This is a genomic window from Bradyrhizobium sp. NBAIM08, from assembly GCF_020193935.1.
In the GTDB taxonomy this organism is placed as follows: domain Bacteria; phylum Pseudomonadota; class Alphaproteobacteria; order Rhizobiales; family Xanthobacteraceae; genus Bradyrhizobium; species Bradyrhizobium yuanmingense.
This window is the reverse complement of the sequence record NZ_JADYVR010000836.1, coordinates 1-411: the sequence shown is the minus strand read 5'-3', so window position 1 is coordinate 411 and position 411 is coordinate 1. Positions and strand designations below refer to the sequence as shown.

Here is a 411-nt window from a genome sequence, read left to right as displayed (position 1 = left end):
GCTGCATCATCTGCTGAATCTCAGGCGGCAAGCTGGGATTGTTCATTTCGAGAATCGCGACAGTCGATGACCATTTGCCCGGGCGCGCTAGGCTTCGCGTTGCTCCATTGTCCTTCATCGCCTTGGCAACTTCAGCCGGGCTGGCATTGGTCAGATCGATCTTCGGTCCGCGGTCGCAGGCGCCAAGGCCAAGGGTGGCCGTGGCCAGCAAAGCGATTGGAGCAAAGCGCATCATTTTCTCCTGGAAATCTGTGCCAGCATAAGCGTGTCATCGGTGGGCGCAATCTCAACGTGCTGCGCAACGGCCGGTGCCGGGGCCGCGGACTGCACGGCCAGGGCGGGCAGCGGTCATCTGGCCGTCCAGGAGAACCGGCTGCCCGTTGACAAGGACGTGGCGCATTCCAGCAGCAT

The 411-nt window shown here is 61.8% G+C and carries 1 protein-coding gene; it reads right to left on the bottom strand.

What is annotated here, in order from left to right:
- A partial coding sequence (locus I6F37_RS42300; RefSeq protein WP_225154719.1) for a hypothetical protein occupies positions 1–235 on the bottom strand: 235 nt, incomplete at its 3' end.
- Positions 236–411 lie beyond the last annotated feature (176 nt).